The organism is Streptococcus dentapri, assembly GCF_042649885.1.
Lineage (GTDB): Bacteria > Bacillota > Bacilli > Lactobacillales > Streptococcaceae > Streptococcus > Streptococcus dentapri.
This window is the reverse complement of the sequence record NZ_JBHSAC010000089.1, coordinates 1-501: the sequence shown is the minus strand read 5'-3', so window position 1 is coordinate 501 and position 501 is coordinate 1. Positions and strand designations below refer to the sequence as shown.

The 501-nt window shown below is 55.7% G+C and carries 1 protein-coding gene; it reads right to left on the bottom strand.

Going from position 1 to position 501, the window contains the following annotated elements:
* A partial coding sequence (locus ACFOSE_RS09635; RefSeq protein ID WP_380432806.1) for a hypothetical protein occupies positions 1–232 on the bottom strand: 232 nt, incomplete at its 3' end.
* Positions 233–501: the final 269 nt, after the last annotated feature.

Sequence of the window (501 nt, the reverse complement as noted above, 5' to 3'; positions counted from 1 at the left end):
CCGTCGAACCGGCCGCTACTGGTCCCAGAACCGGAGAGGCCGCCCCAAAGGTCCCGACCATCCCCGCAACACTGACCACTAAGGAAACGACCGCTACCGTCGGAATCACCACCGTCGCTACCGTATCTAAAGCCGCCTTATGATCCTCCTGCCACTGGCTCCCCCGAAGCTGTTCGTAAACCGCCGCCTGAGGGGCTAAGCCATACTTGTCAATCAGCTCATCCGTGCTCATGGACTTGGCCTGCTGGATCTCCTTATCGCTGAAACCATTGGCCTTGGTCATCTGTTCCCGGAAGGCCTTGACCCGCGTCTCATAGACCGACTGCGTCGCCTTGATCGGACTCTTCTTATTGGAGAGCAAATCGTTCAGACTATAGTGCTCCGTCGTCGTCTTAGAAACATAGGTCTTTGTCTGATAGCCCCCATTGGGCTGGGGCTCCTGGTAGCTCCCGTAATGATCCTTCTTATAGGACAGGTTCTTGGTCTTATAGGTATTGTCCC